The sequence below is a fragment of the Staphylococcus microti genome (assembly GCF_000934465.1).
GTDB lineage: Bacteria > Bacillota > Bacilli > Staphylococcales > Staphylococcaceae > Staphylococcus > Staphylococcus microti.
On the sequence record NZ_JXWY01000098.1, the window covers coordinates 1 to 368 of the forward strand.

Sequence of the window (368 nt, forward strand, 5' to 3'; positions counted from 1 at the left end):
GAGCTGTGCATTAGCTAAAGCAAGACTATCGACTTCTTTTAAAAAGGGGAATTCTTTTTTATATTTTGCAGGTGTTGGAAAACGCATTTTCTCAGAGGGATTGTTCTTTTTTTCTTGATAAGCTTTTATTCGGTCATGAAGCATTAGATTATAGACTTTCCGAACACAACCAAAAGACTTAGCAAAGAATATCTCTTGTTCTTCTGTTGGATATAATCTAAATTTGTACGCTTTTAATCGTTCCATTAGATACACCACCTATCTATTTATGATTATTCGCTTGATTGGGGGAAACTTTGAACATAATGTGTATAGGGTCTTTATCATAATGCCACGCAACTAAAGTAATCAGATATTTCATTATCAAT

Annotated in this window: 1 protein-coding gene; it reads right to left on the bottom strand. The window is 32.9% G+C overall.

The genetic code is table 11. From position 1 onward, the window contains the following. The coding region (locus TP70_RS09295) for a helix-turn-helix domain-containing protein (protein ID WP_044361190.1) at window positions 1–246 on the bottom strand (246 nt) is incomplete at its 3' end. Window positions 247–368: the final 122 nt, after the last annotated feature.